Raw genomic sequence first — 25,524 nt, forward strand, 5'->3', positions numbered from 1 at the left:
CGGCTCAGTCGTCGAGCCGCAGGCCCTTCTGGGCCAGCTTGTCGCGCAGCGCCGCGCGCGCCCGCGACAGGCGGCTGCGCACGGTGCCGACCGGCACGGTCAGCAGGGCCGCGGCGTCTTCGTACGAGATTTCGTCGATGCCGACCATGAGCAGGATGTCGCGCATGTTCTCGGGCAGCTCGTCCAGCGATTCCTGCAACAGCGCCAGGGTCTGGCTCTGCTCGAGCGCGCGGTCGGGGGGGCAGATCGCTGCTGGCGTGTTCGGCCAGCACGCTGTCGCTGACGAAATCGTGGCGCCGTTCCGGCGCGCGCGACAGGTAGTTGCGCACCAGGTTGAGCGCGATGCCGTAGAGCCAGGAGGATAGTTGCGATTCGCCGCGAAAGCTGCGGTACGAGCGGGCCGCTTCGACAAAGGCCTGTTGGGCCAGGTCTTCGGCCTCGGTGGTGTTGCCGATGTGCTTGATGATGAAGCGTTGCAGCCGGGTGGAGTGCTCTCGCACCAGGTCGCGCAGCAGGTATTCCTCGCCCGTGTCCCAACCCTGCCCTTCGTCAGCGCGAATGGGCGGCAACTCCGCTTCCTGGGAAGCGGCTGTGCAATCGCTGGGGTTGGTCATGGGAGGCGAAAAGAAACGTGTATGAAGCTACAAGTTACTACCGGCATGCCGCGAATTATCGCAGCTTACACGTGTCACAATATTTCGAAAATCGAAATATTGAGGCAAAAATCGCGTTTTCGTCGTCAGAAATGTAAAAACAAGTAAACCGTTTCTGGCGGGATTCCGCGGGTCGGAATACGCGGCGGGACGGTCTCAGCCGGCCTTGAGCAGGTCGCGCAGCCAGCCGGCGGCGGTGCCCAGGGAGACCGGGCTCTGGCCGGACTGGGCGGCCTGGTCGAAGCGGGCCTGCATGGCCTGGTCCAGCGCGCCGCGGCGGGCGGCGTCGAGACTGGCGGGCGCCACGCCGGCGTCGCTACAGGCTTGCTGGAAGGCGGGCGCGCCGTTGGTGGCGGACAGCGCCAGGCGCGTCAGGAAATCGACGCCGGACAGCGCGTCGCGCGAGGTCTGCGCCATGTCGAGCGCCAGCGCGACGGTGCGCGCGGACAGCGGCTTGCCGGGGTTGGGCTCCAGGCCGAGTTCGCGCGACACCGCGCTGGCGATGCCCTGGCCAAAACTGCGGGCCAGCGCCTGGGCGAACATTTCGGTCGTGTCGACATTGGGCGCCACCCATGCCACGCTGCGGCCGCCGGGCGTGGCGCCCATGCCCAGGACCTGCAGTTTTTCGCCCGCGACGTCGACATAGACGTCCTGCCCGCTCTCCGCCGCCTTGGCGAAGGCTTCGAGAGAGACGAACGGCGATGAAGGGGTAACCGATGAAATTGTCATGCAGCCAATAAATCCGGCGTGTCCGAGATCGGGCCCATAGGAGATTCAACAGCCCCTGTGATTGAGTAACCCGGTTGGCGCTTTAGTTCCATCGCCATGACACGTCAGCCGATTTTATGCCATCGCGCGGTTTCGGTCCGCGCCAAGGAAACAGGGGGTTACCGGGCCTCGTAGACTTCGTCGGCCGCCAGCAGGATATCCACGGGCGGATCGAAGCCGATCACGCGGGCAGTCTGCAGGTTCAAGGCGATCTTGGCTGGGTCGATCCAGACCTGGCTCAGTTCGCGCGCCTTGGCGCCGTTGAAGATGCGCGCCATGGTCTCGGCGTAGAACAGGCCGACGTACGAGTAGTCCGCCTGGGCCAGGCTCAGCAGCAATCCGTGCTTGACCTCTTCCGAGCCCAGCATCGAGAAGCTGGGCACGCGCGCCTGCCGCAGGATCTCGGCCACGGTGTCGATCGACACCGGCGTGACGCCGCGGTGCACCGTGACGTAGGCCGCGTCGATCTTCGGCGCCAGCTTGGCATAGCATTCGAGCGCGTTGCGGGTCGCCACCTCGGGCGCGATGCCGTTGGACGGCGCGTTGCAGGTCAGCACCTCGAAGCCCTGCTCGCGCGCCACCTGCTCGACCGCGTCGACCGCGCTGTAGGTGCGGCCCTCGGGGCTGTCTTCGTAGACCAGGCCGAGCCGCTTGAACGGCACGATTTCGTGGAACAGGCGCACCTGGCGCTGATAGCGTTCGGGCTGGACGCGTGCGTGCAGGTTGTCCAGGCCGCTGTCCTGCGCCGAGCGGGTGATGCGGGCGCCGACGGCGTCGCTGGTCGAGGCGACGATGGTGGGCACCGGCGCGCCCATGCCCGCCATGTCCTGGCCGGCCCAGGTGCCCATGGCGATGATCAGGTCGATGTCCTTCTTTTCCTCCAGCCGCTGCTTGATCGCGGCGCGCACCGCCGGCCGCTGCGCGGCGTCGAAGTTGCCGGGCTGCCACCAGGCGTCGCGCACGAATTCGAGCGTGTCGCTGCGGGCGTTGTCGGCCAGGTATTCCCACATCTGCTTGCCGTTCAGGCCGTCGGGAATGGCGGGCACGGTGATCCAGCCCAGCTTCTGCAGGCCGTCTACAGTGACGCGCAGCGTGCGTGGGTATTCGCTGTAGTCGCCGCTCTCGAAATAGCCGATGCGCCATTTTTTGCCGTCGGGACGCGGCACCGGCTTGGTGGGAAAGACCTGGGGCGCGGCGGCCGCGCCTGCCGTGGGTTGGCTGGCCGCGGGCGTCGCCGCCTGGGCCAGGCTCGCGGCGGGCGCCAGCAGGGTCAGGCTCAGCAATAGGGTGGGCAACGATGTCTTCATGGGCGGCGGATCACGATCAATGTGATGTCATCGGATTGTTCCGCGCCGTCGGCGAACGCCTGCACGTCTTCCAGCAGACGCTTGGCCAGGTTGGCCGCGGGCACGGGGGGATTGGACAGCACGGCCAGCAGGCGCGGATCGCCATACTGCGCATTCTGCGGATTGACGGCCTCGGTGATGCCGTCGGTGTAGCCGACCAGCATTTCGCCCGGCGCCAGCATCGTCGACAGGCAGCGGTAGGTCAGGTCTTCCTGCACGCCGCAGGCCGGGCCGCTGCGGCCCTCCAGCAGCCGAACCACGCCGTCGGCGCCCACCACCGCGGGCGGCGGGTGGCCGGCGTTGGCCCACTGCAGTTCGCCCGTGGTCATGTCGAGCACGCCGATCAGCAGCGTGACGAACATCATGTTCGGGTTGTTCTCGGACAGGCGGTTGTTGATCTTCTGCATGATCAGCGCCGAGTCGGTCTCGTCCTCGGCGGTGGCGCGGATCAGGGTGCGCGTGACCGCCATGAACAGCGCCGCCGGCACGCCCTTGTCCGACACGTCCCCGATCGCCAGGCATAGCCGGCCGTCGGGCAGCGTGAAGTAATCGTAGAGGTCGCCGCCCACTTCCTTGGCCGGCAGCATCACGGCGTTCAGGTCGATCTGCTCGCGGGTGATGGGCGACAGCGGCACCGGCAGCAGGCCGAGCTGGATCGCGCGGGCGATGTTCAGCTCGCTCTCGAAGCGTTCGCGCGCGGTGGTCTCGCGCATCAGGCGGGCGACGTTCTCGCGCAGCTTGCGGTCCATGAACAGGAACGAGGCCGCCAGCCGGCCCACTTCGTCCTTGTGTTTGTCGGGCAGGGCGGCGATGCGGGCGGGCACGGCCGATTCCGCGGTCAGGTCCTGTTCGGGCAGCAGGCGGGCGTAGTGGGTCAGCGTTTCCAGCGGCCGCACGATGCGCGCCGCCACCAGCCAGGCGCACACCAGCGCCACCAGCATCATGCCCACGAAGATCAGCGCCTGCCGGTTCAGCAGTTCCTGCGCCGGCGCGGTCAGGTCGCTCTCGGGCACCACCGCCACCACGGTCCAGCCCAGCGGCGCGAAGCGCGCGCTCTCGATCTGCCAGGGGGCCGTCGCCGCCGTCGAAGCGCAGGCTGCGCAGCTTGCCGCCGCCGTCCTGCCGCGCCAGCAGGGCGCGCAGCGTTTCGCCGCCGCCGTCCTTGGCGTCCAGCAGGCCGGCGCGGGCCTCGGGCGGCGGCACGATCATGCGGCCGTCATCGGCCGCGATGAAGATAAAGCCCGATTGCGCCAGCGTCATCTTGGAGAGCGTGTCGCGCACCGAGTTTTCCAGCTGCGCGCGGCGCGTCTCGATCTGCTCGATCACGTCCTGGGCGCTGTCGGAAATGGCGAACACCCAGTTCCACGGGCGGAAATAGCCGAAGTAGGCGTAGCGCGTCTCGCCGTCGCCGCGCTGCGCCGACGGCGGCCAGCGGTAGATCGCGAAGCCGTAGCCGGACGTGCGGCTCTCTTCCAGCAGCGCCTGCGCCAGCGGCCGGTTCTTGAAGTCGGACAGCGACGACAGGTCGCGGTCGATCATGTCGGGATTGCCGCTGGCCAGCACCTGGAAGTCGGCGTCGTAGACGAAGGCGTAGCGGCGGCCGTCGAGCTTGAGGTGGTTGATCCAGGCGCGCGCCATGCCCTTGGCGGCGCCGGGCGTCATGATGCCGCGCTCGGCCAGGTCGGCGTAGGTGCCGAGCGCCGCGGCCACCACGGTGCCGCTCTGCATCAGCTGGCGCCGGCCGCTGCGCACGGTGGAGATCTTGTCGGCCAGCAACGCGCCCCAGCGGGCCTCGGCGTCGCGCAGCACCAGTTCCATGACGTTGCTGACGGCGTGGCGCTCGCTGTTCATCACCGTGCGGGTGACGTTGCGCTGCGAGGTCAGCATCACGAATGCCGCGACCGCCAGGAGCAGCGCTACGACCAGTAGAAAAATCTTGCTACGGAGCGAGCGCAACGACATGGGGGCGATAGGCGGCGGATGAGGTGAAGGCGTGAAATAGGATGCAATTTGCATTAATTGTAAATACCATTAGTGCCCGTGTGTAAATACTTTGCGACGGCGTGGCCCCATGCGTAGCGAACCAATACAAGTAGTGCTCGATGGGTTGCGTCGTCGCCCGGTACTGGAAGTCACTCTGGCCTGTCTGGCCGTGCTGCTGCTGGCGCAGGCGCTGATCGGCGCGCTCAGCCTGTCGGCGTTGAACCGGCTGGTGGTGGACACCACCGCCGACCGCGTCGAAGTGGTGGCGCGCCGCGTCGCCGGCAATATCGAGAACGGCCTGCGCCTGGGCAAGCCGCTGGAACAGTATTTCGGCCTGCGCGACACCTTGCATGATGGCGTCGCGCGCTCGCGCGGCGTGCAGGGCGCGGCGGTGCTGCTGGCCGACGGCCAGGCCGTGGCCGCCGAGGGCGAGCTGCCCGAAGACGCCACGCAGCTGGCGCGCACGCTCGACGCCGGCGGGCCGCTGGCCGCGGGCCTGGCGCGCCGCGGCTCGGGCGCGCTGGTCGCGGTGGACGACGACCGCGTGACGGTGGCCGTGCCGCTGGCCGGCGCCGGCGGCAAGAGCGTCGGCGCCGTGGTGCTGTCGGCGGCCAAGGACGGCGAGGCCAGCCGCCGGCTCATCATCGACAACCTGCAGGTGCTGCTGGTCGTCACGGTGCTGGTGGGGCTGGGCCTGGCCGCGGTCTTCAAATACATCGTGCCGCTGACCTCGCTGGCCGCGGGCGGCCGCGCCCGCTTCGTGGTGCCGTTGCTGGCGCTGGTGCTGGCGCAGGGCGTGTACGCCGCCTACACCATCTCCACCTTTCGCAGCGGTTGGCTGGAAGTCACGCGCAACAACGTCGGGTTGCTCGCCGAGGGCCTGCAGCGCGACCTGAACCGGGTGCTCGGCTACGGCCTCGAGGTGGACCGGCTGCGCGGCGTGGAAGCGCCGTTCACGCGCCTGGCCGGCACCTTTCCGGCGGTCGCGCAGATCGAACTGGCCGATCGCGACGGCCGCGTGCTGTATGGCGCCGATGCGCGCGGCGCGCTCGACGTGTCTGCGCTGCCCGCGACCCGGCCGCAGGCCGACGACCTGACCCTGGTGCTGCCGCTGGGCGCGGCGCTGGCCGATCCCAAGGCGCACGGCGACCTGGTGCTGCGCTTGTCGAGCGACGTCATCGCGGCCGGCGTGCGCGGCCGCGCGCTCGATGCCGTCACCGTGGTGGCGGTGGCGCTGGTGGCCGCGATCGAGATGCTGTTGCTGCTGGCGCTGCTGATGAACCGCGCCTTCGCCGCGCGCGCCACGCTGCCCGATGGCACCCGCGTCGGCCCGGACGACGCGTCCGAGGTGGGCCGCATCGCGCGTCCGGTGATGTTCGGCTTCCTGTTCGCGTGGGCCTTGCCGCTGGGCTTTCTGCCGCTGTATGCGCGCAGCCTGTCCGCGGGCGGGCTCGACCTGCCGGCCAATCTGCTGCTGGCGCTGCCGATCTCGGTGGAAATGGGCTGCGGCCTGCTGACCTCGCTGCTGGCCGGCCGCCTGACCGACCGCAAGGGCTGGCAGGTGCCGGTGCTGGCCGGCCTGGGGGTGTCCGCGGCCGGCATGCTGGCGTGCGCGGCCGCCGCCAACCTGTTGATGTTCAGCGCCGCGCGCGGCCTGGTGGGCCTGGGCTACGGGCTGACCTGGATGGGTCTGCAGGGCTTCATCGTCACGCGCAGTCCGGCGCAATATCGCGGCCGCAACATGACGGGCGTGATCGCGGGCCTGTTCGCCGGCCACCTGTCGGGCGCCGCGGTGGGCGCGATGCTGATGGAGCAGGTCGGTTTCCGCGCGGTGTTCGCGGTCGGCGCCGTGATGCTGGTGATGCCGCTGGCCGGCGTGCTGATCCTGATGCGCCCCTACATGGATCGCGGCCGCCAGCTGGCCGCGCAGGCGGCGGGGCGCGCCCGCGCGCATCTGTCCGAGACCTTGAAGCTGCTGTTCACCCGCGACTTCGGCCTGCTGCTGGTGGGCAGCGTGATTCCGTTCTCGATCGCGCAGGTCGGCCTGCTGTCGTTCGCGCTGCCGCTGTACCTGGAGGCCGAGGGCGTGGCCGCGTCCAGCATCGGCCGGGTGCTGATGATCTACGGCCTGTGCGTCATCTACGTCGGGCCGCTGATGGGCCGGGTGGTGGACCGCAGCCGCATCAAGAAGAGCTGGATCGTGCTGGGCGGCCTGGTCGGCAGCCTCGGCATGCTCGGGCTGTATTTCAACAGCGGCCTGCTGGCCGCGGCGGCGGCGGTGCTGCTGCTGGCCTTGGCCAGCTGCTTCGCCGGCGCGTCGCAATCGCCCTACATGCTGGCGCTGCCGGACGTGCAGCGCTATGGCGCCGCGGGCGCCACCAGCGTCATGCGCGCCGCCGACAAGCTCGGCCAGATGGCCGGCCCGCTGGTGGTCGGCGCCATGTTCGGCGCCGCCGGCATGGGCGCGGGACTGGCCGCGACAGGCGTGATCTACCTGGTCGCGACCTTGCTGTTCCTGTTGTTCGCGCCGGCCCGGCCGCGCGAAGAGGCCGCCTGAGCGCGGCGGCGGGGCCGCGGTTCGCGTCAGGTCGTCATCGCATCGCGCGGGCCGCGCCATTCAGCGCGCCGCGCCGGCGCCGGCCAGCGCCACCGGCACGCGCGCGCTCAGGCCCGTCAACAACTGGGCGGCGATGGTGCCCGCCGCCATCGCGACTTCCTCCACCGGCAGGCCTTCCGCGCCCCACAGCGTCACGGGGGAGCCGATCGCCGCGTGCGGCACGGGGCCCAGGTCCACCGCCATCATGTCCATGGAGACGCGGCCCAGCAGCCGCGTGCGGATGCCGGCCACCACGACCGGCGTGCCGGTCGGCGCGTGGCGCGGGTAGCCGTCGGCATAACCGCAGGTGACGATGCCTACGTTCATCGCCGTGGGCGCGAGGAACGCGCCGCTGTAGCCGACGCCGGCGCCAGCCGGCACGCGCTGGATGCCCACCACCTGCGAGTGCAGCGACATCGCCGGCCGCAGGTCCAGTTGCGCCGCGCTGCAGTGCGCGAACGGGCTGGCGCCGTACAGCGCCAGGCCCGGCCGCACCCATTGCGTGGCCGCGGCGCGCGCCGCATGGCCCAGCATGGCGGCGGAATTGCTGGTGGAGACCGGCCCCGGCAAGTCGCGGATGACCTCGCGAAAGCGCGCGTCGGCACTGTCCACGCCGTCGGTTTCGTCGGCGCGGGCGTAGTGGTTCAGGTGACCGATTTCACCGATCAGGCCTTGCGCGGCCAGGCTGCGGGCATGCGCGAACGCGGCGCGGTAGTCGTCGGCGTTGAAGCCGGTGTGATGGATGTCGCCGGCAAAGCGCAGCCAGATGGATGGCCGCGCGGCCGCGGGTGATTGCGCCAGCCAGTCCAGTTGCGCGGCGTGCGTGATGACCAGGTGCAGGTCCGGCGTGTCGAGCAGCAGCGTGTCGGCCTGCGAATAGAGGCCGCCGTAGACCAGCACCGGGCCGTCCCAGCCCAGCCGGCGGCAGGCGCGCGCCTCGTCCAGGTGCAGCACCGCCAGCCCGTCGGCGGCGCGCAGCGCGGGCAGCACGCGCGCCAGGCCGTGGCCGTAGGCATCGGCCTTGACGGTGGCCCACAGCCGCGGCGCAGCGGCGCCCGACGCAGCGGCGCCCGGCAGCGTGGCGCGCAACCGCGCCAGATTGTGGGCCACGGCGCTCGCGTCGACGCGAGCGTACAAGGGGCGGGCAAGCAATCCTTCTGGACGATAGGGAGCGTTCACGGGCGGCATCTGGGCGAGGTCCGCGCGCAACCGGCGCGCGCGCTATGCATGAGTGACAGATGACCGGGTTTTGTTCGGTACTTTCTGTCTATGCACTGCTAGTTGTCGATAGCGCGTCTTGATCGAACGCGCCAGTGAGGGTCACGCGGCGCGCATCACGAGCGTCAGGCGGTTCTCGTTGCCGTTGCGGGTGTAGCGCAGGTCGTGCAGATAGTGCTGCATCAGCCGCACGCCGTGGCCGCCGATTTCGGCGTCATCGAGCGTCGCGGCCAATGGCGGCGGCGGGGTCTTGGTGGGATCGTACGGACGGCCATTGTCGATTATCTCCAGCGAGATCCATTCGTCGTCCTGGCGGCAGGCCAGGCTGACGCGGGCGGGATCGGGGGCGAGCAAGGGATCGTCGAAGGCATACGAAACGATGTTCGTCAGCGCTTCGTCCAGACTCAAGGACAGACCGAAACTCAGCTTGGGAGACCAGGCGTCGCGCTCGGCGATGGCCTCGAGCCATTCGATGGCGGAGGCGACGGCGCGGGCGTCGGGAACGAGGTCAAGCGTATCGGGCTGAGGGGGCATGGTCGCCTTGCGTTCAGTGGTACACGTGCAGGTGGAAGTATGCCCGATTGCGGCCCGCTGGCGTAACGGGCCGGCTCTGGCGCCTGTCGTTTGACGTTTGCGTTTGGCCGCGCGGGCGCCTCGCGTATCATCTCGGCATCGCGCCGCCGCCCGCAAGCGCCGGGATCCGGGGCGCCGGTCCATTACCGGGAACCACTATGAGTCTCGCAATCGAGAAGGTCGGGGAAGTGCTGGTTGTCTCCCCCGAAGGCCAGATCAACAGCGGCAACGCCGCCGGCATCGAAGCCGACCTGCTGTCGCACGTCGAAAAAGGCGAACGCCGTTTCGTGCTCGACATGTCGAACCTGAACTACATCTCCAGCGCCGGCCTGCGCGTGGTGCTGGTGCTGGCCAAGCGCCTGAAGCAGGGCTCGGGCGCCCTGGCGCTGTGCGCGATGCAGCCGCACGTGCGCGAGGTGTTCGACATCAGCGGCTTCCTGGCCATCCTGGCGGTGGTCGACACGCGCCAGGACGCGGTGGCCAAGGTCGCCTGATTGCCGCGCGTTCCGCCGCGGCGCGCGCGGTTCAGTTCTTGCGGTTTTCGTATGACGTGTCCAGCACGTCGTCCTCGGGCGTGATGATGCCGGGGTCCCCGGGCGCCTCGATGGCGCGGCCGCGGCGCGGCATGCCGGCGACGATGGCGCTCTGGTCCGGCATCGGCAGGATGCCGGCGCCCTTGCGGGGATCGACGGACGGCTTGGGCTCCGCGGCCGTGTCCGGTTTGCTGCTGGCGGCGGAGGAATCGATGACGGTTTTCAGCATGATGACGGCTCCGGTTGCGGGCGTCCCAGGATGGCGGCGCGCCGGGGATCCATCCTCATCTTAGGACCGCGCGGGGCCCGTGCGGCGGGTTGTGCTGTCACGTTTGCAAGGGGCTGTTGCAGGGCCCCGACCTTATAATGCCGAGCGCCTCGCGGCGTCGCGTCACCGCGCCCGGTTTCCTTCATTTTCAGCCATCACCTTGACCGAATCCGTCGAACGCTCCGTCCACGCCGAACTCGTCGCCGTCCTGGTCGCCGTCACTCACGGCGAGCCGCGCGTGCTGACCACCGACGACGCGCGGGCCCTGCCGGCGGGGCCGTTCGAGCTGTCGCACCGCTCGCTGCAGGCGGGCCTGCGGGCCTGGGTCGAGACCCAGACGCATCATCCGCTCGGTTACGTCGAGCAGCTCTACACCTTCGCCGATGGCGACCGCTCCGACGAGTCGGGCGCGCGTGTCATGTCGGTCAGCTACCTGGGCCTGACGCGCGAGGCCGGCGAGACCGGCGTGGCGCAGGTCGGCTGGCAGGACTGGTATCGCTATTTCCCCTGGGAAGACCGCCGCGCGGGCACGCCGGCGCTGGTGGACGAGGTGATCGTGCCGCGCCTGCAGGCCTGGTGCGACGACACCGACGACGGCGCCGCGCGCCAGCGCCGCCGCCAGCGCGCCGCCATCACCTTCGGCCTGGACGGCGCCGCCTGGAACGAGGACATGGTGCTGCAGCGCTACGAGTTGCTGTTCGAGGCCGGCCTGGTGCCGGAAGCGGCGCGCCGCCATCCCGACGCGGCCGCCGCGCCGCTGCCGGGCGAGCCCATGCGCCACGACCATCGCCGCATCCTGGCCACCGGCATCGCGCGGCTGCGCGCCAAGATCAAGTACCGGCCGGTGGTGTTCGAACTGATGCCGGCGCAGTTCACGCTGCTGCAGTTGCAGCTGGCGGTCGAGGCCCTGGCCGGACGCGGCCTGCACAAGCAGAATTTCCGCCGCCTGATCGAGCAGCAGGCGCTGGTGGAAGAGACCGGCGAGATGGCCACCGGCACGGCGGGACGCCCCGCCAAATTGTTCCGCTTCCGCCGCGACGTGCTGCTCGAACGCGCCATCGCCGGCAGCAAGCTGCCGCTGTCGCGCGCCCTGTGACGCTTGACAAGGTCATATACTCATCTTTAGCATAAGTGGCATGCGCATTTGTTGCGCGCCTTTTTTTAACCACAAAATACTCAAAATGAGCATTATTGCTGAAGCGCCCGCCGCCCGTTTGGCCATTCCCTCCCTGCCGGATGTCATGCTGGAGCCGCTGGTGCGCGCGGCGTTGCTTGAAGACCTGGGGCGGGCCGGAGACCTGACCACCGACGCCATCGTGCCGGCCGACGCCGTGGCCCAGACGCGCCTGGTGGCGCGCCAGGAAGGCGTGCTGGCAGGGCTGGACCTGGCGCGGCTGGCGTTCCGCGCGCTCGATCCCGCCATCGAATTCGAGGTCGCCCACCGCGACGGCGCCGATCTGGCGCCGGGCACGGAGATCGCGCGGATCCGCGGCAACGCCCGCGCCACGCTGACCGCCGAGCGCGTGGCGCTGAACTTCCTGTGTCACCTGAGCGGCGTGGCCACGGCGACGGCGTCGATCGCGCGCGCCATCGCCGGCCACGGCGCCCGCGTCACCTGCACCCGCAAGACCATGCCGGGCTTGCGCGCCGTGCAGAAATACGCGGTGCGCGTGGGCGGCGGCAGCAACCACCGCTACGGACTCGACGACGCCGTGCTCATCAAGGACAACCACATCGCGCTGGCCGGCGGCATCGAGGCCGCGGTGGCGCGCGCCCGCGCCGGCATCGGCCACATGGTCAAGATCGAGCTGGAAGTGGACACGCTGGAACAGCTGGAAACGGCCCTGGCGCTGGGCGTGGACGTGGTGCTGCTGGACAACATGAGCCTGGACCAATTGCGCCAGGCCGTCGCCATGGCGCGCGGCCGCGCCATCACCGAGGCCTCCGGCCGCATCACGCCCGAGACCGCGGCGGCGGTGGCGGCCACCGGCGTCGACCAGATCGCCGTGGGCTGGCTGACCCACAGCGCCAAAGTGCTGGACATCGGGCTGGACGCCTGAGGCCGGCGCGACACGACAGGCAAGCATCATGAAACGCGCGCTTCGATCCTCCCTGCTGTTGCTCATCCTGGCGCTGGGCGCCTGCGGTAATCCGCCCTCGGGCGACACGCCCGGGGACGCGACCTATCCCACGCATCCCATCACCATCGTGGTGACCTTCCCGCCGGGCGGCGGCACCGACCTGCTGGCGCGGCGCCTGGGCGCCAGCCTGCAGGAACAATTCGGCCAGCCGGTGGTGGTCGAGAACCGGCCCGGCGCCAGCGGCAACATCGGCGCCCGCGCCGTGGCCGAATCGGCGCCCGACGGCTACACGCTCCTGATGGTCAACAGCTCGTTCGCGATCAACCCCGGCGTCTACCGCAACCTGGGCTTCGCGCCCAAGCGCGACTTCGCGGCGGTGATCAACGTGGCCTTCGTGCCGTCCGTGTTCGTGGTGCCGGCGGCCTCGCCGCTGCGCACGCTGGACGACGCGCGCAACACCGCGCGGCCGGAGCGGCCGCTGCCGTTCGCCTCGTGCGGCAACGGCACGCCGCAGCACCTGGCCGGCGAAATGCTGACACGCGCCACCGGCGCGCCGCTGCAGCACGTGCCCTACAAGGGTTGCGGACCGGCGCTGACCGACGTGGTGTCGGGTCAAGTCGGCATGGGGATCGTCACCGCGTCCAGCGCCGCGCCGCTGATCGCGGCGGGCCGCCTGCGGGCCTTGGCCGTGACCTCGCCGCAGCGTTCGCCGCTCCTGCCCGAAGTGCCCACGGTGGCCGAGCAGGGCGTGGCGGGCTACGCGCTCGATCAATGGCACGGCCTGCTGGCGCCGGCGGCCACGCCGCCGGCGGTGGTGGCGAAGTTGAATACGACGCTGGCCCGCATCATGCTGCGGCCGGACGTGCAGGCCGCGCTGCGCGAGCAGGGCTTCACGCCGACCACCAGCTCGCCGCGCGCGTTCCAGGACATGATCAATGCGGATATCGATCGCTATACGGCGCTGACCGACGCGATCGGGCTGCGCGCCGATTGACGCGCAGGGCGGGGCGGCCCGGCCGTCCCCGTGCCTTGATGGCCGGGGGCGCCAGCGTCCCGGCGCGACCGGGAAGACGGCGCGCTGAGCTCAGGCCGCCGCGCGGGCGTGTTGCTCCAGCTGTTCCTTCAATCCCGGCTGCAGCTTGAGCTGGCGCGCCAGCTCGTCCAGGTAGGCGCGCTCCATGTAGCTTTCCTCGTCCACCACCAGCAGGCTGGCCAGGTACATCTCGGCCGCCATCTCCGGCGTCCTGGCCGATTGCGCGATCTGGGCGGGATCGAGCGGGCGCGACAGCTCGGTTTCCAGCCAGCGGCGGTCCTGCGCGTCGCTGGACAGCTTGGCCAGCTCGGTTTCCAGCAGGGTGCGTTCCTCCGGGCCGATATGGCCGTCGGCCTTGGCCGCGCCGATCATGGCCGTGAGCACCGCGGTGCTGTGCTGTTCGGCCTCGGGGGCCGGCAGCCGGTCCAGCGTCTGCGGCGGGGCGGCCGGCGCGCCGGCCTGGTTGCGCTGCCAGTCGCCATAGGCGCGGTAGGCCAGGGCGCCGAGCGCCGCCATGCCGCCGTACATGGCGACCTTGCCGCCGATCTTGCGGGCCTTCTTGCTGCCCAGCAGCAGGCCGAGCGCGCCCGCGCCGAGAGCGCCGCCGCCCAGGCCGGTCAGGAACGAGCCGCCCTTGCCGCCGGTGGCGCTCTGCACCTTGGAGCCGGCGTCGGCCAGCAGGCCCTGGCCGGATTGCAGCAGTTGGTCGAGAAGTTGTCTGGCGCTCATGCGGGTTTCCTGGTGAATGCAATCGATCTTGCGGACAGGACTATCCGACCGCCGTCCCGTCCGGAAGTTCAGCTTACAGTCAGAAATGGATGTTGCGCCAAGCCGGGGCGCGGGCGCCGGATGCTACAACCGGGGGTGGGGCGGCCATGCGCGCCGCCCGCAACGCGAGGAATTCCGCCCATGACTATCCACGTGCGCCAGAACGCGCCCAAGACCCTGCAATTCACCGCCACGGCCGAAGGCCACGACCTGCCGCTGGACATGCCGCAGCCGCAAGGTGCCGGCCCGGATCCGCACGACTACTTCGATACGGCGCTGGGCGGCTGCAAGGCCATGACGCTGATGGTCTACGCGCAGCGCAAGGGGCTGCCGCTGGAATCGGTGGGGGTGGACGTGGTGCGCGATGCCGGCGAGGAACGCAAGGGCATCTATCGCCTGACCGCCAAGCTGACGCTGCATGGCGAACTGTCGGACGCGCAGATCGACGAATTGCTGGCCGTGGCCGAGAAATGCCCGATCCACAAGCTGATGACGGCGGTGGACGTGCAGGTGTCCACGCTGATCGTGCGGCCGGCCTGAGAGGGCGGCCCGCCGGGCGGGTGAACCGCCCGGCGCGGGAAGGCGGCCGGGCAGGGCGCCCGGCCTGTCAGTCGAATTACTCTTCCATGCCCGGGACGATGGTCGAGAAACCGGCGTCCACGTGGGTGATTTCGCCGGTGACGCCGGCGGCCAGGTCCGACAGCATGAACGCGGCGACGTTGCCGACGTCATCGATGGTGACGTTGCGGCGCAGCGGCGCCTGGGCTTCGACGAACTTCAGGATGGCCGAGAAGTCCTTGATGCCGCTGGCGGCCAGCGTCTTGATCGGGCCGGCCGAGATGCCGTTGGCGCGGATGCCGCGCGGGCCCAGCGCCGTGGCCAGGTAGCGCACGCTGGCCTCGAGCGAGGCCTTGGCCAGGCCCATGGTGTTGTAGTTGGGCACCACGCGTTCGGCGCCCAGGTAGGTCAGCGTCAGCACCGAGCCGTTGCGGCCTTCCATCAGCGGCAGCGCGGCCTTGGCCATGGCGGCGAAGCTGTAGGCCGAGATGTCGTGGGCGATGCGGAAGCCTTCGCGCGACAGGCCGTCCAGGAAGTTGCCGGCGATGGCTTCGCGCGGCGCGAAGCCGATCGAGTGCACCAGGCCGTCCAGGCCGTCCCAGCGCTTGGCCAGGTCGGTGAAGGTGGCTTCGATCTGGCTGTCTTCGGCGACGTCGCAGGGCAGCACGATGTCGCTGCCGAACTCGGCGGCGAATTCGGCCACGCGGTCCTTGAAGCGGTCACCGACGTAGGTGAAGGCCAGTTCGGCGCCCTGCTGGTGGCAGGCGCGCGCGATGCCGTAGGCGATGGAGCGGTTGGAAAGCACCCCGGTGACCAGGATGCGTTTGCCGGCGAGAAAGCCCATGTGTGGTTCCTTTGATTTTTTTCCTGCTGGAGACCGCCTATTTTAAGGAGTTTGGCGGCCTCGCGGACAAAACAGCGCGGCGCCCGGGTGGGCGCCGCAGCGAAAGACGGATCGGCGGGGAATCAGCCGCGGGCGTTGGTGCCCGGCACGCGCAGCTGAGCGCCGACCTTGAGCGCGCTGCCCTTGAGGTTGTTCAGGGCGCGCAGCGCGTCGACCGAGGTGCCGTACTGCTTGGCCAGCGAGAACAGCGTGTCGCCCTGGCGCACCTTGTGCGTGCGCACATTGGGGCGGGCGGCGGCGCCGCGCGCGGCGGGAGCGGCGGCCTTGCCGCGCGGCGCCGGCGCCTTGCTGGTGTTGGCGGGCGCCGAATCGAGCGCGCCGACCGGCGCGGCCAGCGAGGCCAGCTGCACGCCGCCGGCGCCCGGGTCGCCCGGCACCAGCAGCGACTGGCCCGAGGCCACTTTCTGGCGCGAGCCGATGTCGTTGGTCTCGCGCAGCTTGGCCTCGGTCACGCCGAAACGCTTGGCGATCGACGCGTACGATTCGCCGCGGCGCGAGTGGTAGACCTTCCAGGCGCTGAGGTCGCCCTTGTAGTTGGTCAGGTTGGCGTTGAAGATCTCGACGCGGTCGGCCGGCAGCAGCAGCGTGGGGGCGTGGTCGCCGCGGATCACGGGCCGGTTGAACGACGGGTTCAGGGCCTTGAATTCGTCCAGCGGCATCTCGGCCAGCTTGGCGGCGATTTCCAGGTCGATGTCGCTGTTCTTCTGCACCGTCACGAAGTACGGCGTGTTGCCGACCGGCGGCAGCGCCACCGCGTAGCGCTGCGGGTCGGCGATGATGTTCTTGATGGCCTGCAGCTTGGGCACGTAGTTGCGGGTCTCGTCCGGCATGTTCAGGGACAGGTAGTCCGTGGGCTGGCCGGCGGCCTCGTTCTTGGCCATGGCGCGCTGCACCGAGCCTTCGCCCCAGTTGTACGAGGCCAGCGCCAGGTACCAGTCGCCCTGCATTTCGAACAGCTTTTCCAGGTAGTCCAGCGCCGCGTTGGTCGAGGCGATGGGGTCGCGGCGCTCGTCGCGCCACCAGTCCTGCTTCAGGTTGAAGTGCTGGCCGGTGGCCGGCACGAACTGCCACAGGCCCGAGGCCTGGGCGCGCGACAGCGCGGTGGGGTTGTAGGCGCTTTCGACGAACGGCAGCAGGGCCAGCTCGGTCGGCAGGCCGCGGCGGTTGATCTCGTCGACGATGAAATACAGGTACTTGCCGGCGCGCTCGGCCATGCGCTGCACCGCCTCGGGGTGGGACGCGTAGTAGTCGGTCCACTGCTGCGAGAGGTCGGTGTTCAGGTTGGGGATGGCGAAGCCGCGGCGGATGCGGTCCCAGGCGTCGACCGGCGGATTGGTCAGGTCGACCGTGCGGGACGTGTCGCGGGCGATGTAGCGCCCTTGGGAGTTGGTGGTGAGGTTCTTGCTGTCGTGGGATTTGGTTCCTGCGCAACCGGCGAGGACTGCCAGCAGAAGCGGCAGAAGGAGTCGGGATAGATTCATCGGGCGGTCACTTGAAATCGTTCTTCCATTCACGAAGGGAGGCAAAAACCTCTACCGGCGTCGGGTGGTCGTGGCCGGCCCAGTTGTCTGCGGCGCGGACGACGTCAGCTTGCTGCGTACGCAAAAACGGGTTGGTCGCGCGTTCCTGACCGATGGTCGACGGAAGCGTGGGGAGACCTTCTGCGCGTAATTGCTGGGCCCGCTGATACCACTGTTGCAGGGTGCGGTTGGCGGGTTCGACCGCCATGGCCCAGCGCAAGTTCGCTAGAGTGTACTCGTGTGCGCAAAAAACCTGTGTATCCGGCGGTAAAACAGAAAATTTTTCCAAGGAATCAGACATTTGCGCGGGAGTGCCCTCGAAAAGCCGGCCACAGCCCCCGGCAAACAGGGTGTCTCCACAGAACAGCACAGGCTGTTTTCCCGCCGCCCGGCCGGTGTACGCGATGTGGCCCGCGGTGTGTCCCGGCACGTCCAGCACCGTCAGGTCCAGGTCCAGTTCCGGCAGCACCACGCGGTCGCCCTCGACCAGCGGCACGTCGCAGCGCGGCAGCTTCTCGCGCGCCGGCCCATATACCGTGATGTCGCCAATGCGGGACAATTCAAGCACGCCGCCCACATGGTCGCCGTGGTGGTGCGTGAGTAGAATGGCGCGCAGCTTCAGGCCTTCGCGGGCCAGCCATTGCAGCACCGGGCCGGCTTCGCCGGGGTCGACCACGGCGGCCTGGCCGTCGCGGACGATGGCCCAGATATAGTTGTCGGTGAAGGCGGGCAGGGGCAAGACCGCGGCATTGCGTTCGCGGCCGCCTGCGGGGGCGGTCAAGGCTTGCATGGGATTCGAAGGAATGAAAACGTGGCAGAAGAAACTCCGCCGATTGTAGAACTGGCCGAATGGTTCCAGACGCCGCCAGGGCAATACGCCCTGGCCTGGGAGCGCGCGCAGTTCGACGCGGCCGTGGCGGACGTCTTTGGATATTACGCCTGGCAGGTCGGCCTGGCCGACCTGAACCTGCTGCGCGCCAACCGCATGCCGTTCAAGGGCTATGTCGGCACCGAGACGCCGTCGCCCGAGAGCATCGCCGGCTGGCAGTCGCGGGTGGTGCTGGCCCAGCCCGAGGCGCTGCCGTTCGAATCGCAGAGCGTGGACCTGCTGATCCTGCCGCACGCCTTCGAATGCGCCGAAGAGCCGCACAACGTGCTGCGCGAGGTCGAACGGGTGCTGGTGCCGGAAGGGCGGGTGGTGATCTCCGGCTTCAACCCCTGGAGCATGTGGGGCGCGCGCACCCGCATGCCGGGCATGGAGCCCTGGCTGCCGCAGCCGCCGGCGTCGCAGGTGTCGCTGCCGCGCCTGAAGGACTGGTTCAAGCTGCTGTCGCTGGAAGTCGAGCAAAGCCATTTCGGCTGTTACGCGCCGGCCTGCCGCAGCGAGAAATGGCTGCAGCGCTGGGGCTTCCTGGAATCGGCCGGCGCGCGCTGGTGGAGCCTGGGCGGCGCGGTCTACCTGGTGTCGGCCGTCAAGCGCGTGGCCAGCATGCGTATCATCGGCCCGGCCTGGAAGACCAAGCCCAAGCGCGCCCGCGCGGCCTCGGTGGTGGTCAACCGCCAGGCCGACGACGGCTTCGACCGCTCCTGAGCGGCCGGCCGGATTCACATTGAAAGCACAAGGACATACAAGCAGCACCATGCAGGACAACAACGCGAACGACCAGAAAGTGGAAATGTGGACCGACGGCGCCTGCAAGGGCAACCCCGGTCCGGGCGGTTGGGGCGTGTTGATGCGCGCCGGCGCGCACGAAAAGACCATGCACGGCGGCGAGGCCCAGACCACCAACAACCGCATGGAGCTGCTGGCCGTGATCGAGGGCCTGCGCGCGCTCAAGCGCCCGTGCGTCGTCACCATCCACACCGACTCCCAGTACGTCATGAAGGGCATGACCGAATGGTTGGCCAACTGGAAGCGGCGCGGCTGGATCACGGCCGACAAGAAGCCGGTCAAGAATGCCGAGCTGTGGCAGGCGCTGGACGACCAGGTGCGCCGCCACACCGTCTCGTGGCGCTGGGTCCGCGGCCATGCCGGCGATCCCGGCAACGAGCGCGCCGACCAGCTCGCCAACCAGGGCGTCGAGTCGGTCCGGCGCGGCTGACCGGCCGGGCGCCACGGCGCTCGCCGTCCTCGAAAGACGGCCAGGTTGTATCAATATGGCGGCGCCGTCGCCGCTGCCCGCATCGGGAAATACCCTGGGTCGGCCGGTTTAGTGCTTTCAGCGCGCTTCAGGATTGTTCCAGGTTGTAAATCCGGTGCTAAAGTGCCAACCCTTGATCCTGTTCCTGCGGCGCCGTCCCAGCGGGGGATGCCTGGCACGCGCCGCGATACCGCCACATTCGCATGAAAAAAGCTGCATTGCTGGCCGCCATCGCGGCAGGAGTGGCCGCGGGGGCCGCTCTGGGCGTATTCGTGCCGCGCTGGCTCGCGCCGGCCGCCACGCCGGCGGCCACTGCCGCCGCCACGCCCGCCAAACCCGTCTCCAAGCCGGCCCCGGTGCGGGTCGAGGTCGCCGCCGTCGCGGAAATTCCGTTCGCGCGCGGCCTGTCGGCCGTGGGCAGCCTGCGCTCGGATGAGGCCGTGATGCTGCGGCCCGAAGTGGCCGGCCGCATCCAGTCGATCGAGTTCAAGGAAGGCCAGCCGGTCAAGCGCAGCCAGGCGCTGATCCGCCTGGACGATTCCGTGCCGCGCGCCGAGCTGGCGCAGGCGCGCGCCAATCTGGCGCTGGCGCAGAGCCATTACCGCCGCGCCGTGGCGCTGCAGGCCAAGGGCTTCGTCAGCCAGCAGGCGCGCGACGAATCGGCCAGCACGCTCAAGGTGCAGGAAGCCGCGGTGGCGCTGGCGCAGGCGCGCCTGGACAAGATGACCATCAACGCGCCGTTCGCGGGCTTCGCCGGCCTGCGCAGCGTGTCGGTGGGCGACTACGTCAACCAGGGCCAGGACCTGGCGCCGCTGGAGGCCATCGACCCGCTCAAGGTGGATTTCCGCGTGCCCGAGATGTATCTCAGCAAGGTCGGCGTTGGCCAGCAGCTGACGCTGCGCCTGGACGCCTTGCCCGGCCAGGAACGCCCGGGCCTGGTGTACGCCGTCAGTCCGCTGGTCGACGCGGGCGGGCGTTCCATCCTGCTGCGCGCCACCGTGGCCAACGCCGATTCGCTGCTGCGCCCCGGCATGTTCGCCCGCGTGCAGCTGCTGTTCAACCAGGACAAGGCGCTGGTCGCGCCCGAGGCCGCGCTGTCGCCGTCCGGCGAGACGCAGTACGTGTACCGCGTCAAGGACGGCCTGGCCGAGCGCCGCGAAGTCACCATCGGCGAGCGCCGCGAAGGCAAGGTCGAGATCCTGACGGGCGTGGCGGCCGGCGACCAGCTGGTGGTGTCGGGCCTGCAGCGCGTCACCGACGGCGGCCCGGTGCAGGTCGTCAAAAACGGCGCCTGACGCCATCTTTCCAGCGGACGGCGGCCTCTTATGCGTATCTCGGAAACCTGTATCAAGCGGCCGGTGTTCGCGTCGGTGCTGTCGCTGGTCATCGTACTGATCGGCCTGATCTCGTATTCGCGCCTGACCGTGCGCGAGTATCCCAAGATCGACGAACCCATCGTCTCGGTCGACACCACCTACAAGGGCGCCTCGCCCGAGGTGATCGAGTCGCAGGTGACCAAGCCGCTGGAAGACCAGCTGGCCGGCATCGAGGGCGTGGACGTGATGACCTCGCGCAGCCGCTCCGAGCGCAGCCTGATCAACATCAAGTTCAACCTGTCGCGCAATCCGGACGCGGCGGCGGCCGAGGTGCGCGACAAGGTCTCGCGCGCGCGCCGCTTCCTGCCCGACGAGATCGACGAGCCCATCATCGGCAAGGTCGAGGCCGATTCGCAGCCCATCATCTACATCGCGGTCGAGTCCGGCTCGTACTCGGCGATCCAGACCTCCGACTACATCAACCGCTACATCAAGACCCGCCTGTCGGTGCTGCCCGGCGCGGCCGAGGTGCGCGTGTTCGGCGAACGCCTGCCGTCCATGCGCATCTACGTGGACCGCGACAAGCTGGCCGCCTACGGCCTGACGGTGCAGGACGTGGAGTCTGCGCTGCGCAGCCAGAACGTGGAGATCCCGGCCGGCCGCATCGAGTCGCGGGCGCGCGAGTTCTCGGTGGTGTCGTCCACCGACCTGCAGACGCCGGCGCAGTTCGAGAACGTCATCGTCGCCAACGTCAAGGGCTATCCGGTGCGGCTGCGCGACGTCTCGAAGGTCGAGATCGGCGCCGCCAACGACCGCATCCTGTCGCGCTTCAACGGCAAGCCGGCCATCAACATCGGCGTGACGCGCCAGTCCACCGCCAACCCGCTGGAGCTGTCCAAGGCCGCGCGCGAGGAAGTGGCGCGGCTGAACGAGAACCTGCCCGCGGGCATGAAGCTGACCATCGCCTACGACTCGTCTGTGTTCATCGAGCGCTCCATCGACTCGGTGTTCCATACCATCGGCGAAGCCATCATCCTGGTGGTGCTGGTGATCTTCTTCTTCCTGCGCAACCTGCGCGCCAGCATCATTCCCATCGTCACCATCCCGGTGTCGCTGGTGGGCGCCTGCGCGCTGATGTACTTCTTCGGCTTTTCCATCAACACGCTGACGCTGCTGGCCATGGTGCTGGCCATCGGCCTGGTGGTGGACGACGCCATCGTGGTGCTGGAGAACATCTACCGCCACATCGAGGACGGCATGCCGCGCAAGGAAGCGGCGCTGCGCGGTTCGCGCGAGATCGGCTTCGCGGTGGTGGCCATGACCATGACCCTGGTGACGGTGTACGCGCCGCTGGCGTTCGCCACCGGCCGCACCGGGCGCCTGTTCATCGAGTTCGCGCTGGCGCTGGCCGGCGCGGTGCTGGTGTCCGGCTTCGTGGCGCTGACCCTGACGCCCATGATGTGCTCGGTGCTGCTGCGCCACGAGAGCAGCCACAGCCGCTGGTACAACCTGATCGAAGGCTGGCTCAACGCCATGAGCAATGGCTATCGGCGGGCGCTGGGGGCGTCGCTGCGGCATCGCTGGCTGGTGGTGGCGATCGGCATCGCGGTCGCGGCCGGCAGCGGCGTGTTGTTCAAGGTGGTCAAGAGCGAGCTTGCCCCGGTCGAGGACCGCGGCGTGGTGTTCGGCATCGTCAGTTCGCCGGAGGGCGCGACGCTGAACTACACGCTTGACAGCATGCTCGGCATCGAGCAGTTCTACGCCGCCATTCCCGAGGCCAGCGGCAGCCAGGTCACGGTGGGCTTTCCCACGGTCACCGACGGCACCGCCATCCTGCGCCTGAAACCCTGGGAAGAGCGCGGCCGCCGCCAGCAGGCCATCACCCAGGAACTGCAGCCGCTGTTCTCGTCGCTGCCGGGCGTGCGGGCGTTCCCGACCAATCCGCCGTCGCTGGGCCAGTCGGCGCGTTCCAAGCCGGTCGAGTTCATCATCATGAGCCAGGCCTCGTACGCGGAACTGTCGCGCCTGACCGAGGTGTTCCTGACCGAGTTGCGCAAGTATCCCGGCCTGCTCAACCTGGACACCGACCTGCGCCTGAACACGCCCGAGCTGCGGGTGCGGGTGGATCGCGACAAGATGGCCGACGTCGGCACCAACGTCGACACCGTGGGCCGCACCCTCGAATCGATGCTGGGCGGGCGCCAGGTGACCCGCTACAAGGACCAGGGCGAGCAATACGACGTGATCGTGCAGGTCACGCCGCGCGACCGCGCCACGCCCACCGACATCTCGGGCATCCACGTGCGCGCGCGTGACGGCAGCATGGTGCAGCTGGACAACCTGGTGGCCGTGCACGAAGGCGTGTCGCCGCAGTCGCTGAACCACTTCAACCGCCTGCGGGCCGTCAAGATCGACGCCGCCGTGGCGCCGGGCTACGCGCTGGGCGAGGTGCTGGCCCACATGCATCAGGTGGCGCGCGAAGTGCTGCCCAACACGGTGGTGACCGACCTGGACGGCCAGTCGCGCGAATTCCGCGATTCGTCCGGCAGCATCTACCTGGTGTTCGCCATGGCGCTGGCCTTCATCTACCTGGTGCTGGCGGCGCAGTTCGAGAGCTGGCGCAACCCCTTCATCATCATGCTGTCGGTGCCGCTGTCCATGACCGGCGCGCTGCTGGCGCTGTGGCTGACCGGCGGCACGCTGTCGATCTACAGCCAGATCGGCCTGATAACGCTGGTGGGCCTGATCACCAAGCACGGCATCCTGATCGTCGAATTCACCAACCAGCTGCGCGACGAGGGCAAGGCCCTGTTCGAGGCCGTGACCGAGGCCAGCGTGCTGCGCCTGCGGCCGATCCTGATGACCACCGGCGCCATGGTGCTGGGCACCGTGCCGCTGGCGCTGTCCTCGGGCGCGGGCGCCGAATCGCGCCAGCAGATCGGCTGGGTCCTGGTGGGCGGGCTGATGCTGGGTACACTATTGACCTTGTTCGTCGTGCCGGTGGCCTACACCCTGATCGCCACCGCACGCAGGAAACCCGGCCCGGCCGGCAGCGCAGCGCATCCCCCGGCCGGCCCGGCGGAGGGCCACGCGCCGTCGGCGTCCGCGGCCCAAGCGTCGGAATAGCTTTATGCGCCAGATCATCTTTGACACTGAAACCACCGGGCTGGATCCCGCCCAGGGACACCGCATCGTCGAAATCGGCTGCGTCGAACTGGTCAACCGGATGTCCACCGGCCGCAACCTGCACATCTACCTGAACCCGGACCGCGACAGCGACCCCGAGGCGCTGGCGGTGCACGGCCTGACCACCGAATTCCTGTCCGACAAGCCGCGCTTCGGCGAGGTGGTCGACGAATTCGTCAAGTTCGTCCAGGGCGCCGAGCTGATCGCGCACAACGCCGCGTTCGACGTGAAGTTCTTCAACGCCGAGCTGGCCAAGACCGGCCGCGGCCCGATCACCGAGTACTGCGAGACGATCACCGACTCGCTGCTGCATGCGCGCTCGCTGTTCCCCGGCAAGCGCAACTCGCTGGACGCGCTGTGCGACCGCTTCGGCATCTCGAACGCGCATCGCACGCTGCACGGCGCCTTGCTCGACTCGCAGCTGCTGGCGGAAGTCTGGCTGGCCATGACCCGCGGCCAGGACGCGCTGCTGATCGACGTCGACGACAACGACGCGGGCGCGGGCGGCGGCGTGGTGCTGGCGAAGTTCGACGCCTCCGGCCTGCCGGTGGTCAAGGCCAGCGAGGCCGAGCTGGCCGAGCACGAGACCTACCTGGCGGCGCTGGACAAGTCGGTGGGCGGCGAGTGCGTCTGGCGCAAAATGGACGCGCCGGCGGCGGTCAGCTGAAGTTTTTTCGAGGCGACTTGCACACATCCAAAAAAGCGTGCTAATATTTCGCCTCTTTCGGGGTGGTTAGCTCAGTGGTAGAGCACTGCCTTCACACGGCAGGGGTCACAAGTTCGAAACTTGTACCACCCACCAAAGACCCTCGAAAAGCATCGCCAGGCTGCAAAGCGGGCAATCGCGATTCGAGACGGGGTGAAAGGTAATCCTGACAAGGTAACCCCAGCGGCGCTGCCAATCCTTTCAAAAGCAATGAAGCCAAACAATGAAGCCAACCCCAGCGGTTGGCTTTTTTGTTTTCCGCGCCCGGTTGCTTGGCGCGGTGTGATGGTGGGGTGTGATGGCGTGGTGCGATGTGGCGTGGGCGCGGGGACATTCGCGCCGCCCTTGATATGCCGCAAGCGCGGCCGCGGGGCTTGCGCGCAATCGTGCCCCGGGTTGTCTATGATGGAATCGCGTCGTTTACCGGGAGACCTCTATGCACCCCAGCACCAACACCATGTTGATCATCATCTGCACGGGCGTGGCGCTCATGCTGCTCGGGTTTGGACTGCGGGACCGCAACATCGGCATGGGCCTGATGGGCATCGGCCTCATCACGGCCATCGGCACCATCATCTACAAGGCGTACATCACCTTCTATTGACGCGGCCCGCGGGCGCCCGCCGGCGGGGGCTCAGGCCTTGGGCGCGGCCAGCCGCGCCGCGCGCGCCAGCAGGGTATCGAGCTGGTTGGCGAAGGCCTTGCGGTCGGCCTGGCTGAACGAGGGCGGTCCGCCCGTATCCACGCCGCTGGCCCGCAACTCCTCCATCATGTCCCGCACCGCCAGCCGTTCGCGGATGGTCTCCGGCGAATAGCGTTCGCCGCGCGGGTTCAGCGCCATCGCGCCTTTTTCCAGCACCTGCGCCGCCAGCGGGATGTCGCCGGTGATCACCAGGTCGCCCGCCACCGCGCGTTCGGCGATGTGGGCATCGGCCACGTCGAAGCCGCGCGGCACCTGCACCGCGCGGATCAGCGGCGACGGCGGCGTGTGCAGCGCCTGGTTCGCCACCAGGGTCAGGGGCACCTGCCAGCGCTGCGCGGCGCGGAACAGGATGTCCTTGATGACGCCGGGGCAGGCGTCGGCGTCGACCCAGATATGCATCAGCCCAGGGCCTTCTGCAGCGCCTCGGCGACGATGTCGTTGGTGCTCACGCCGCGTTCGGCGGCGGCGGCGCGCAACTGGTCCGCCTGGGCCTGCGACAGCTTCACGGGAAAGGGCACCAGGCCGGCGGCCTGATCCAGCTTGCGCTGTTCACGGCGGTCAGGCGCCTGGGAGGCGGTGCCGAAGCGGTCGGGCGTGGCGGCTTGCTTGAGTTGGCCGGCCAGTTTCAGCGCCTGGTTCTTTTGCAGATCGAATTTGTTCATGAAGATTC

25 protein-coding genes, 1 tRNA gene and 2 pseudogenes are annotated in these 25,524 nt (G+C 69.0%); 13 read left to right on the forward strand and 15 right to left on the reverse strand.

Annotated elements, in window-relative coordinates; genetic code table 11:
• Window positions 1–4: 4 nt before the first annotated feature.
• The 6 genes and pseudogenes from AOZ49_RS33575 to AOZ49_RS33990 form a co-directional block, all read right to left on the reverse strand.
• Window positions 5–199 carry an RNA polymerase sigma factor gene (locus AOZ49_RS33575; protein WP_231690363.1) on the reverse strand — a complete coding sequence of 65 codons (195 nt, stop codon included), beginning with the start codon at window positions 197–199 and terminating at the stop codon, window positions 5–7.
• Window positions 200–368: 169 nt separating this feature from the next.
• A pseudogene (locus tag AOZ49_RS33580) lies at window positions 369–614 on the reverse strand (RNA polymerase sigma factor); the annotation flags it as partial.
• A gap of 195 nt (window positions 615–809) precedes the next feature.
• The gene (locus AOZ49_RS16500) at window positions 810–1,382 is read right to left on the reverse strand and encodes a BspR family type III secretion system anti-sigma factor (protein WP_054432744.1); all 573 of its coding nucleotides are present in this window, start codon (window positions 1,380–1,382) and stop codon (window positions 810–812) included.
• Between the two features lie 158 nt (window positions 1,383–1,540).
• Entirely contained in the window at window positions 1,541–2,728 is a 1,188-nt protein-coding gene (locus AOZ49_RS16505) for an ABC transporter substrate-binding protein (protein ID WP_054476570.1), read from the reverse strand.
• On the reverse strand, window positions 2,725–3,780 hold the full coding sequence (locus AOZ49_RS33585) for a PP2C family protein-serine/threonine phosphatase (protein ID WP_231690364.1): 1,056 nt from the start codon (window positions 3,778–3,780) through the stop codon (window positions 2,725–2,727). The genes AOZ49_RS16505 and AOZ49_RS33585 overlap by 4 nt, the downstream gene beginning before the upstream one ends.
• 232 nt (window positions 3,781–4,012) lie before the next feature.
• Window positions 4,013–4,783, reverse strand: a pseudogene (locus AOZ49_RS33990) (cache domain-containing protein); the annotation flags it as partial.
• 55 nt (window positions 4,784–4,838) lie between these two features.
• Between AOZ49_RS33990 and AOZ49_RS16515 the strand changes: the two are divergent.
• Window positions 4,839–7,307: an MFS transporter gene (locus AOZ49_RS16515; RefSeq protein WP_054476572.1), complete on the forward strand. Its 2,469-nt coding sequence runs from the start codon at window positions 4,839–4,841 to the stop codon at window positions 7,305–7,307.
• Between the two features lie 60 nt (window positions 7,308–7,367).
• Here AOZ49_RS16515 and alr read toward each other — a convergent pair whose 3' ends face one another.
• Both alr and AOZ49_RS16525 read right to left on the reverse strand, forming a co-directional pair.
• Window positions 7,368–8,534 carry an alanine racemase gene (alr, locus tag AOZ49_RS16520; protein WP_054476662.1) on the reverse strand — a complete coding sequence of 389 codons (1,167 nt, stop codon included), beginning with the start codon at window positions 8,532–8,534 and terminating at the stop codon, window positions 7,368–7,370.
• Between the two features lie 132 nt (window positions 8,535–8,666).
• Window positions 8,667–9,098 carry an ATP-binding protein gene (locus AOZ49_RS16525; RefSeq protein WP_054432740.1) on the reverse strand — a complete coding sequence of 144 codons (432 nt, stop codon included), beginning with the start codon at window positions 9,096–9,098 and terminating at the stop codon, window positions 8,667–8,669.
• A 197-nt stretch (window positions 9,099–9,295) separates the two neighbouring features.
• On the opposite strand from AOZ49_RS16525, the gene AOZ49_RS16530 reads away from it, so the two are divergent.
• On the forward strand, window positions 9,296–9,631 hold the full coding sequence (locus AOZ49_RS16530) for an STAS domain-containing protein (protein WP_054476575.1): 336 nt from the start codon (window positions 9,296–9,298) through the stop codon (window positions 9,629–9,631).
• Window positions 9,632–9,662: 31 nt separating this feature from the next.
• On the opposite strand, the gene AOZ49_RS16535 is transcribed toward AOZ49_RS16530, so the two are convergent.
• The gene (locus AOZ49_RS16535) at window positions 9,663–9,899 is read right to left on the reverse strand and encodes a hypothetical protein (RefSeq protein WP_054476577.1); all 237 of its coding nucleotides are present in this window, start codon (window positions 9,897–9,899) and stop codon (window positions 9,663–9,665) included.
• Between the two features lie 199 nt (window positions 9,900–10,098).
• On the opposite strand from AOZ49_RS16535, the gene AOZ49_RS16540 reads away from it, so the two are divergent.
• The 3 genes from AOZ49_RS16540 (at window position 10,099) to AOZ49_RS16550 (ending at window position 13,013) form a co-directional block, all read left to right on the forward strand.
• A complete protein-coding gene (locus tag AOZ49_RS16540) occupies window positions 10,099–11,034 on the forward strand; it encodes an NUDIX hydrolase (RefSeq protein ID WP_054432737.1) in 936 nt (311 codons plus the stop codon).
• Between the two features lie 85 nt (window positions 11,035–11,119).
• Complete coding sequence (nadC, locus tag AOZ49_RS16545) at window positions 11,120–11,998, forward strand: carboxylating nicotinate-nucleotide diphosphorylase (protein ID WP_054476579.1); 879 nt, start codon at window positions 11,120–11,122, stop codon at window positions 11,996–11,998.
• A 28-nt stretch (window positions 11,999–12,026) separates the two neighbouring features.
• Window positions 12,027–13,013, forward strand: coding sequence for a tripartite tricarboxylate transporter substrate binding protein (locus AOZ49_RS16550; protein ID WP_054476581.1), 987 nt, complete (start codon window positions 12,027–12,029; stop codon window positions 13,011–13,013).
• Window positions 13,014–13,103: 90 nt separating this feature from the next.
• On the opposite strand, the gene AOZ49_RS16555 is transcribed toward AOZ49_RS16550, so the two are convergent.
• On the reverse strand, window positions 13,104–13,781 hold the full coding sequence (locus tag AOZ49_RS16555) for a tellurite resistance TerB family protein (RefSeq protein WP_054476582.1): 678 nt from the start codon (window positions 13,779–13,781) through the stop codon (window positions 13,104–13,106).
• Between the two features lie 180 nt (window positions 13,782–13,961).
• Between AOZ49_RS16555 and AOZ49_RS16560 the strand changes: the two genes are divergently transcribed.
• Entirely contained in the window at window positions 13,962–14,360 is a 399-nt protein-coding gene (locus AOZ49_RS16560) for an OsmC family protein (RefSeq protein WP_006392867.1), read from the forward strand.
• Between the two features lie 76 nt (window positions 14,361–14,436).
• Here the strand turns inward: AOZ49_RS16560 and fabI are convergent, their stop codons facing one another.
• The 3 genes from fabI to gloB form a co-directional block, all read right to left on the reverse strand.
• Entirely contained in the window at window positions 14,437–15,222 is a 786-nt protein-coding gene (fabI, locus tag AOZ49_RS16565; protein ID WP_006392868.1) for an enoyl-ACP reductase FabI, read from the reverse strand.
• 122 nt (window positions 15,223–15,344) lie between these two features.
• On the reverse strand, window positions 15,345–16,763 hold the full coding sequence (locus AOZ49_RS16570; protein ID WP_054432732.1) for a transglycosylase SLT domain-containing protein: 1,419 nt from the start codon (window positions 16,761–16,763) through the stop codon (window positions 15,345–15,347).
• Between the two features lie 7 nt (window positions 16,764–16,770).
• Window positions 16,771–17,592 (reverse strand): hydroxyacylglutathione hydrolase, encoded by an 822-nt coding sequence (gene gloB / locus AOZ49_RS16575; protein WP_054476584.1) that lies wholly within the window; start codon window positions 17,590–17,592, stop codon window positions 16,771–16,773.
• 21 nt (window positions 17,593–17,613) lie between these two features.
• On the opposite strand from gloB, the gene AOZ49_RS16580 reads away from it, so the two are divergent.
• The 7 genes from AOZ49_RS16580 (at window position 17,614) to AOZ49_RS32540 (ending at window position 24,755) form a co-directional block, all read left to right on the forward strand.
• Window positions 17,614–18,393, forward strand: a complete 780-nt coding sequence (locus AOZ49_RS16580) for a class I SAM-dependent methyltransferase (RefSeq protein ID WP_054476586.1) — start codon at window positions 17,614–17,616, stop codon at window positions 18,391–18,393.
• A 49-nt stretch (window positions 18,394–18,442) separates the two neighbouring features.
• On the forward strand, window positions 18,443–18,904 hold the full coding sequence (gene rnhA / locus AOZ49_RS16585; protein ID WP_054476588.1) for a ribonuclease HI: 462 nt from the start codon (window positions 18,443–18,445) through the stop codon (window positions 18,902–18,904).
• Between the two features lie 242 nt (window positions 18,905–19,146).
• Entirely contained in the window at window positions 19,147–20,238 is a 1,092-nt protein-coding gene (locus tag AOZ49_RS16590; protein WP_054476589.1) for an efflux RND transporter periplasmic adaptor subunit, read from the forward strand.
• Between the two features lie 30 nt (window positions 20,239–20,268).
• Complete coding sequence (locus tag AOZ49_RS16595) at window positions 20,269–23,385, forward strand: efflux RND transporter permease subunit (protein ID WP_054476591.1); 3,117 nt, start codon at window positions 20,269–20,271, stop codon at window positions 23,383–23,385.
• 4 nt (window positions 23,386–23,389) lie between these two features.
• A complete protein-coding gene (gene dnaQ, locus AOZ49_RS16600) occupies window positions 23,390–24,112 on the forward strand; it encodes a DNA polymerase III subunit epsilon (RefSeq protein WP_054476593.1) in 723 nt (240 codons plus the stop codon).
• A gap of 60 nt (window positions 24,113–24,172) precedes the next feature.
• Window positions 24,173–24,247, forward strand: a tRNA-Val gene (locus AOZ49_RS16605).
• A gap of 340 nt (window positions 24,248–24,587) precedes the next feature.
• Window positions 24,588–24,755, forward strand: a complete 168-nt coding sequence (locus AOZ49_RS32540) for a hypothetical protein (protein WP_006392877.1) — start codon at window positions 24,588–24,590, stop codon at window positions 24,753–24,755.
• Window positions 24,756–24,785: 30 nt separating this feature from the next.
• On the opposite strand, the gene AOZ49_RS16610 is transcribed toward AOZ49_RS32540, so the two are convergent.
• Both AOZ49_RS16610 and AOZ49_RS16615 read right to left on the reverse strand, forming a co-directional pair.
• Window positions 24,786–25,253 (reverse strand): YaiI/YqxD family protein, encoded by a 468-nt coding sequence (locus AOZ49_RS16610; protein ID WP_006392878.1) that lies wholly within the window; start codon window positions 25,251–25,253, stop codon window positions 24,786–24,788.
• Window positions 25,253–25,516, reverse strand: a complete 264-nt coding sequence (locus tag AOZ49_RS16615; RefSeq protein WP_006392879.1) for a ribbon-helix-helix protein, CopG family — start codon at window positions 25,514–25,516, stop codon at window positions 25,253–25,255. Before AOZ49_RS16615 ends, AOZ49_RS16610 begins: the two co-directional genes overlap by 1 nt.
• Window positions 25,517–25,524: the final 8 nt, after the last annotated feature.

The organism is Achromobacter sp. 2789STDY5608615 (genome assembly GCF_001298995.1).
In the GTDB taxonomy this organism is placed as follows: domain Bacteria; phylum Pseudomonadota; class Gammaproteobacteria; order Burkholderiales; family Burkholderiaceae_B; genus Achromobacter; species Achromobacter insuavis.

Coding starts and splice junctions, on each gene's coding strand:
- AOZ49_RS16500 (WP_054432744.1), bottom strand. CDS start 1,382: ATGACAATTTCATCGGTTACCCCTTCATCGCCGTTCGTCTCTCTCGAA.
- AOZ49_RS16505 (WP_054476570.1), bottom strand. CDS start 2,728: ATGAAGACATCGTTGCCCACCCTATTGCTGAGCCTGACCCTGCTGGCG.
- AOZ49_RS16515 (WP_054476572.1), top strand. CDS start 4,839: ATGCGTAGCGAACCAATACAAGTAGTGCTCGATGGGTTGCGTCGTCGC.
- alr (WP_054476662.1), bottom strand. CDS start 8,534: ATGCCGCCCGTGAACGCTCCCTATCGTCCAGAAGGATTGCTTGCCCGC.
- AOZ49_RS16525 (WP_054432740.1), bottom strand. CDS start 9,098: ATGCCCCCTCAGCCCGATACGCTTGACCTCGTTCCCGACGCCCGCGCC.
- AOZ49_RS16530 (WP_054476575.1), top strand. CDS start 9,296: ATGAGTCTCGCAATCGAGAAGGTCGGGGAAGTGCTGGTTGTCTCCCCC.
- AOZ49_RS16535 (WP_054476577.1), bottom strand. CDS start 9,899: ATGCTGAAAACCGTCATCGATTCCTCCGCCGCCAGCAGCAAACCGGAC.
- nadC (WP_054476579.1), top strand. CDS start 11,120: ATGAGCATTATTGCTGAAGCGCCCGCCGCCCGTTTGGCCATTCCCTCC.
- AOZ49_RS16550 (WP_054476581.1), top strand. CDS start 12,027: ATGAAACGCGCGCTTCGATCCTCCCTGCTGTTGCTCATCCTGGCGCTG.
- AOZ49_RS16555 (WP_054476582.1), bottom strand. CDS start 13,781: ATGAGCGCCAGACAACTTCTCGACCAACTGCTGCAATCCGGCCAGGGC.
- AOZ49_RS16560 (WP_006392867.1), top strand. CDS start 13,962: ATGACTATCCACGTGCGCCAGAACGCGCCCAAGACCCTGCAATTCACC.
- fabI (WP_006392868.1), bottom strand. CDS start 15,222: ATGGGCTTTCTCGCCGGCAAACGCATCCTGGTCACCGGGGTGCTTTCC.
- AOZ49_RS16570 (WP_054432732.1), bottom strand. CDS start 16,763: ATGAATCTATCCCGACTCCTTCTGCCGCTTCTGCTGGCAGTCCTCGCC.
- gloB (WP_054476584.1), bottom strand. CDS start 17,592: ATGCAAGCCTTGACCGCCCCCGCAGGCGGCCGCGAACGCAATGCCGCG.
- rnhA (WP_054476588.1), top strand. CDS start 18,443: ATGCAGGACAACAACGCGAACGACCAGAAAGTGGAAATGTGGACCGAC.
- AOZ49_RS16590 (WP_054476589.1), top strand. CDS start 19,147: ATGAAAAAAGCTGCATTGCTGGCCGCCATCGCGGCAGGAGTGGCCGCG.
- AOZ49_RS16595 (WP_054476591.1), top strand. CDS start 20,269: ATGCGTATCTCGGAAACCTGTATCAAGCGGCCGGTGTTCGCGTCGGTG.
- dnaQ (WP_054476593.1), top strand. CDS start 23,390: ATGCGCCAGATCATCTTTGACACTGAAACCACCGGGCTGGATCCCGCC.
- AOZ49_RS32540 (WP_006392877.1), top strand. CDS start 24,588: ATGCACCCCAGCACCAACACCATGTTGATCATCATCTGCACGGGCGTG.
- AOZ49_RS16610 (WP_006392878.1), bottom strand. CDS start 25,253: ATGCATATCTGGGTCGACGCCGACGCCTGCCCCGGCGTCATCAAGGAC.
- AOZ49_RS16615 (WP_006392879.1), bottom strand. CDS start 25,516: ATGAACAAATTCGATCTGCAAAAGAACCAGGCGCTGAAACTGGCCGGC.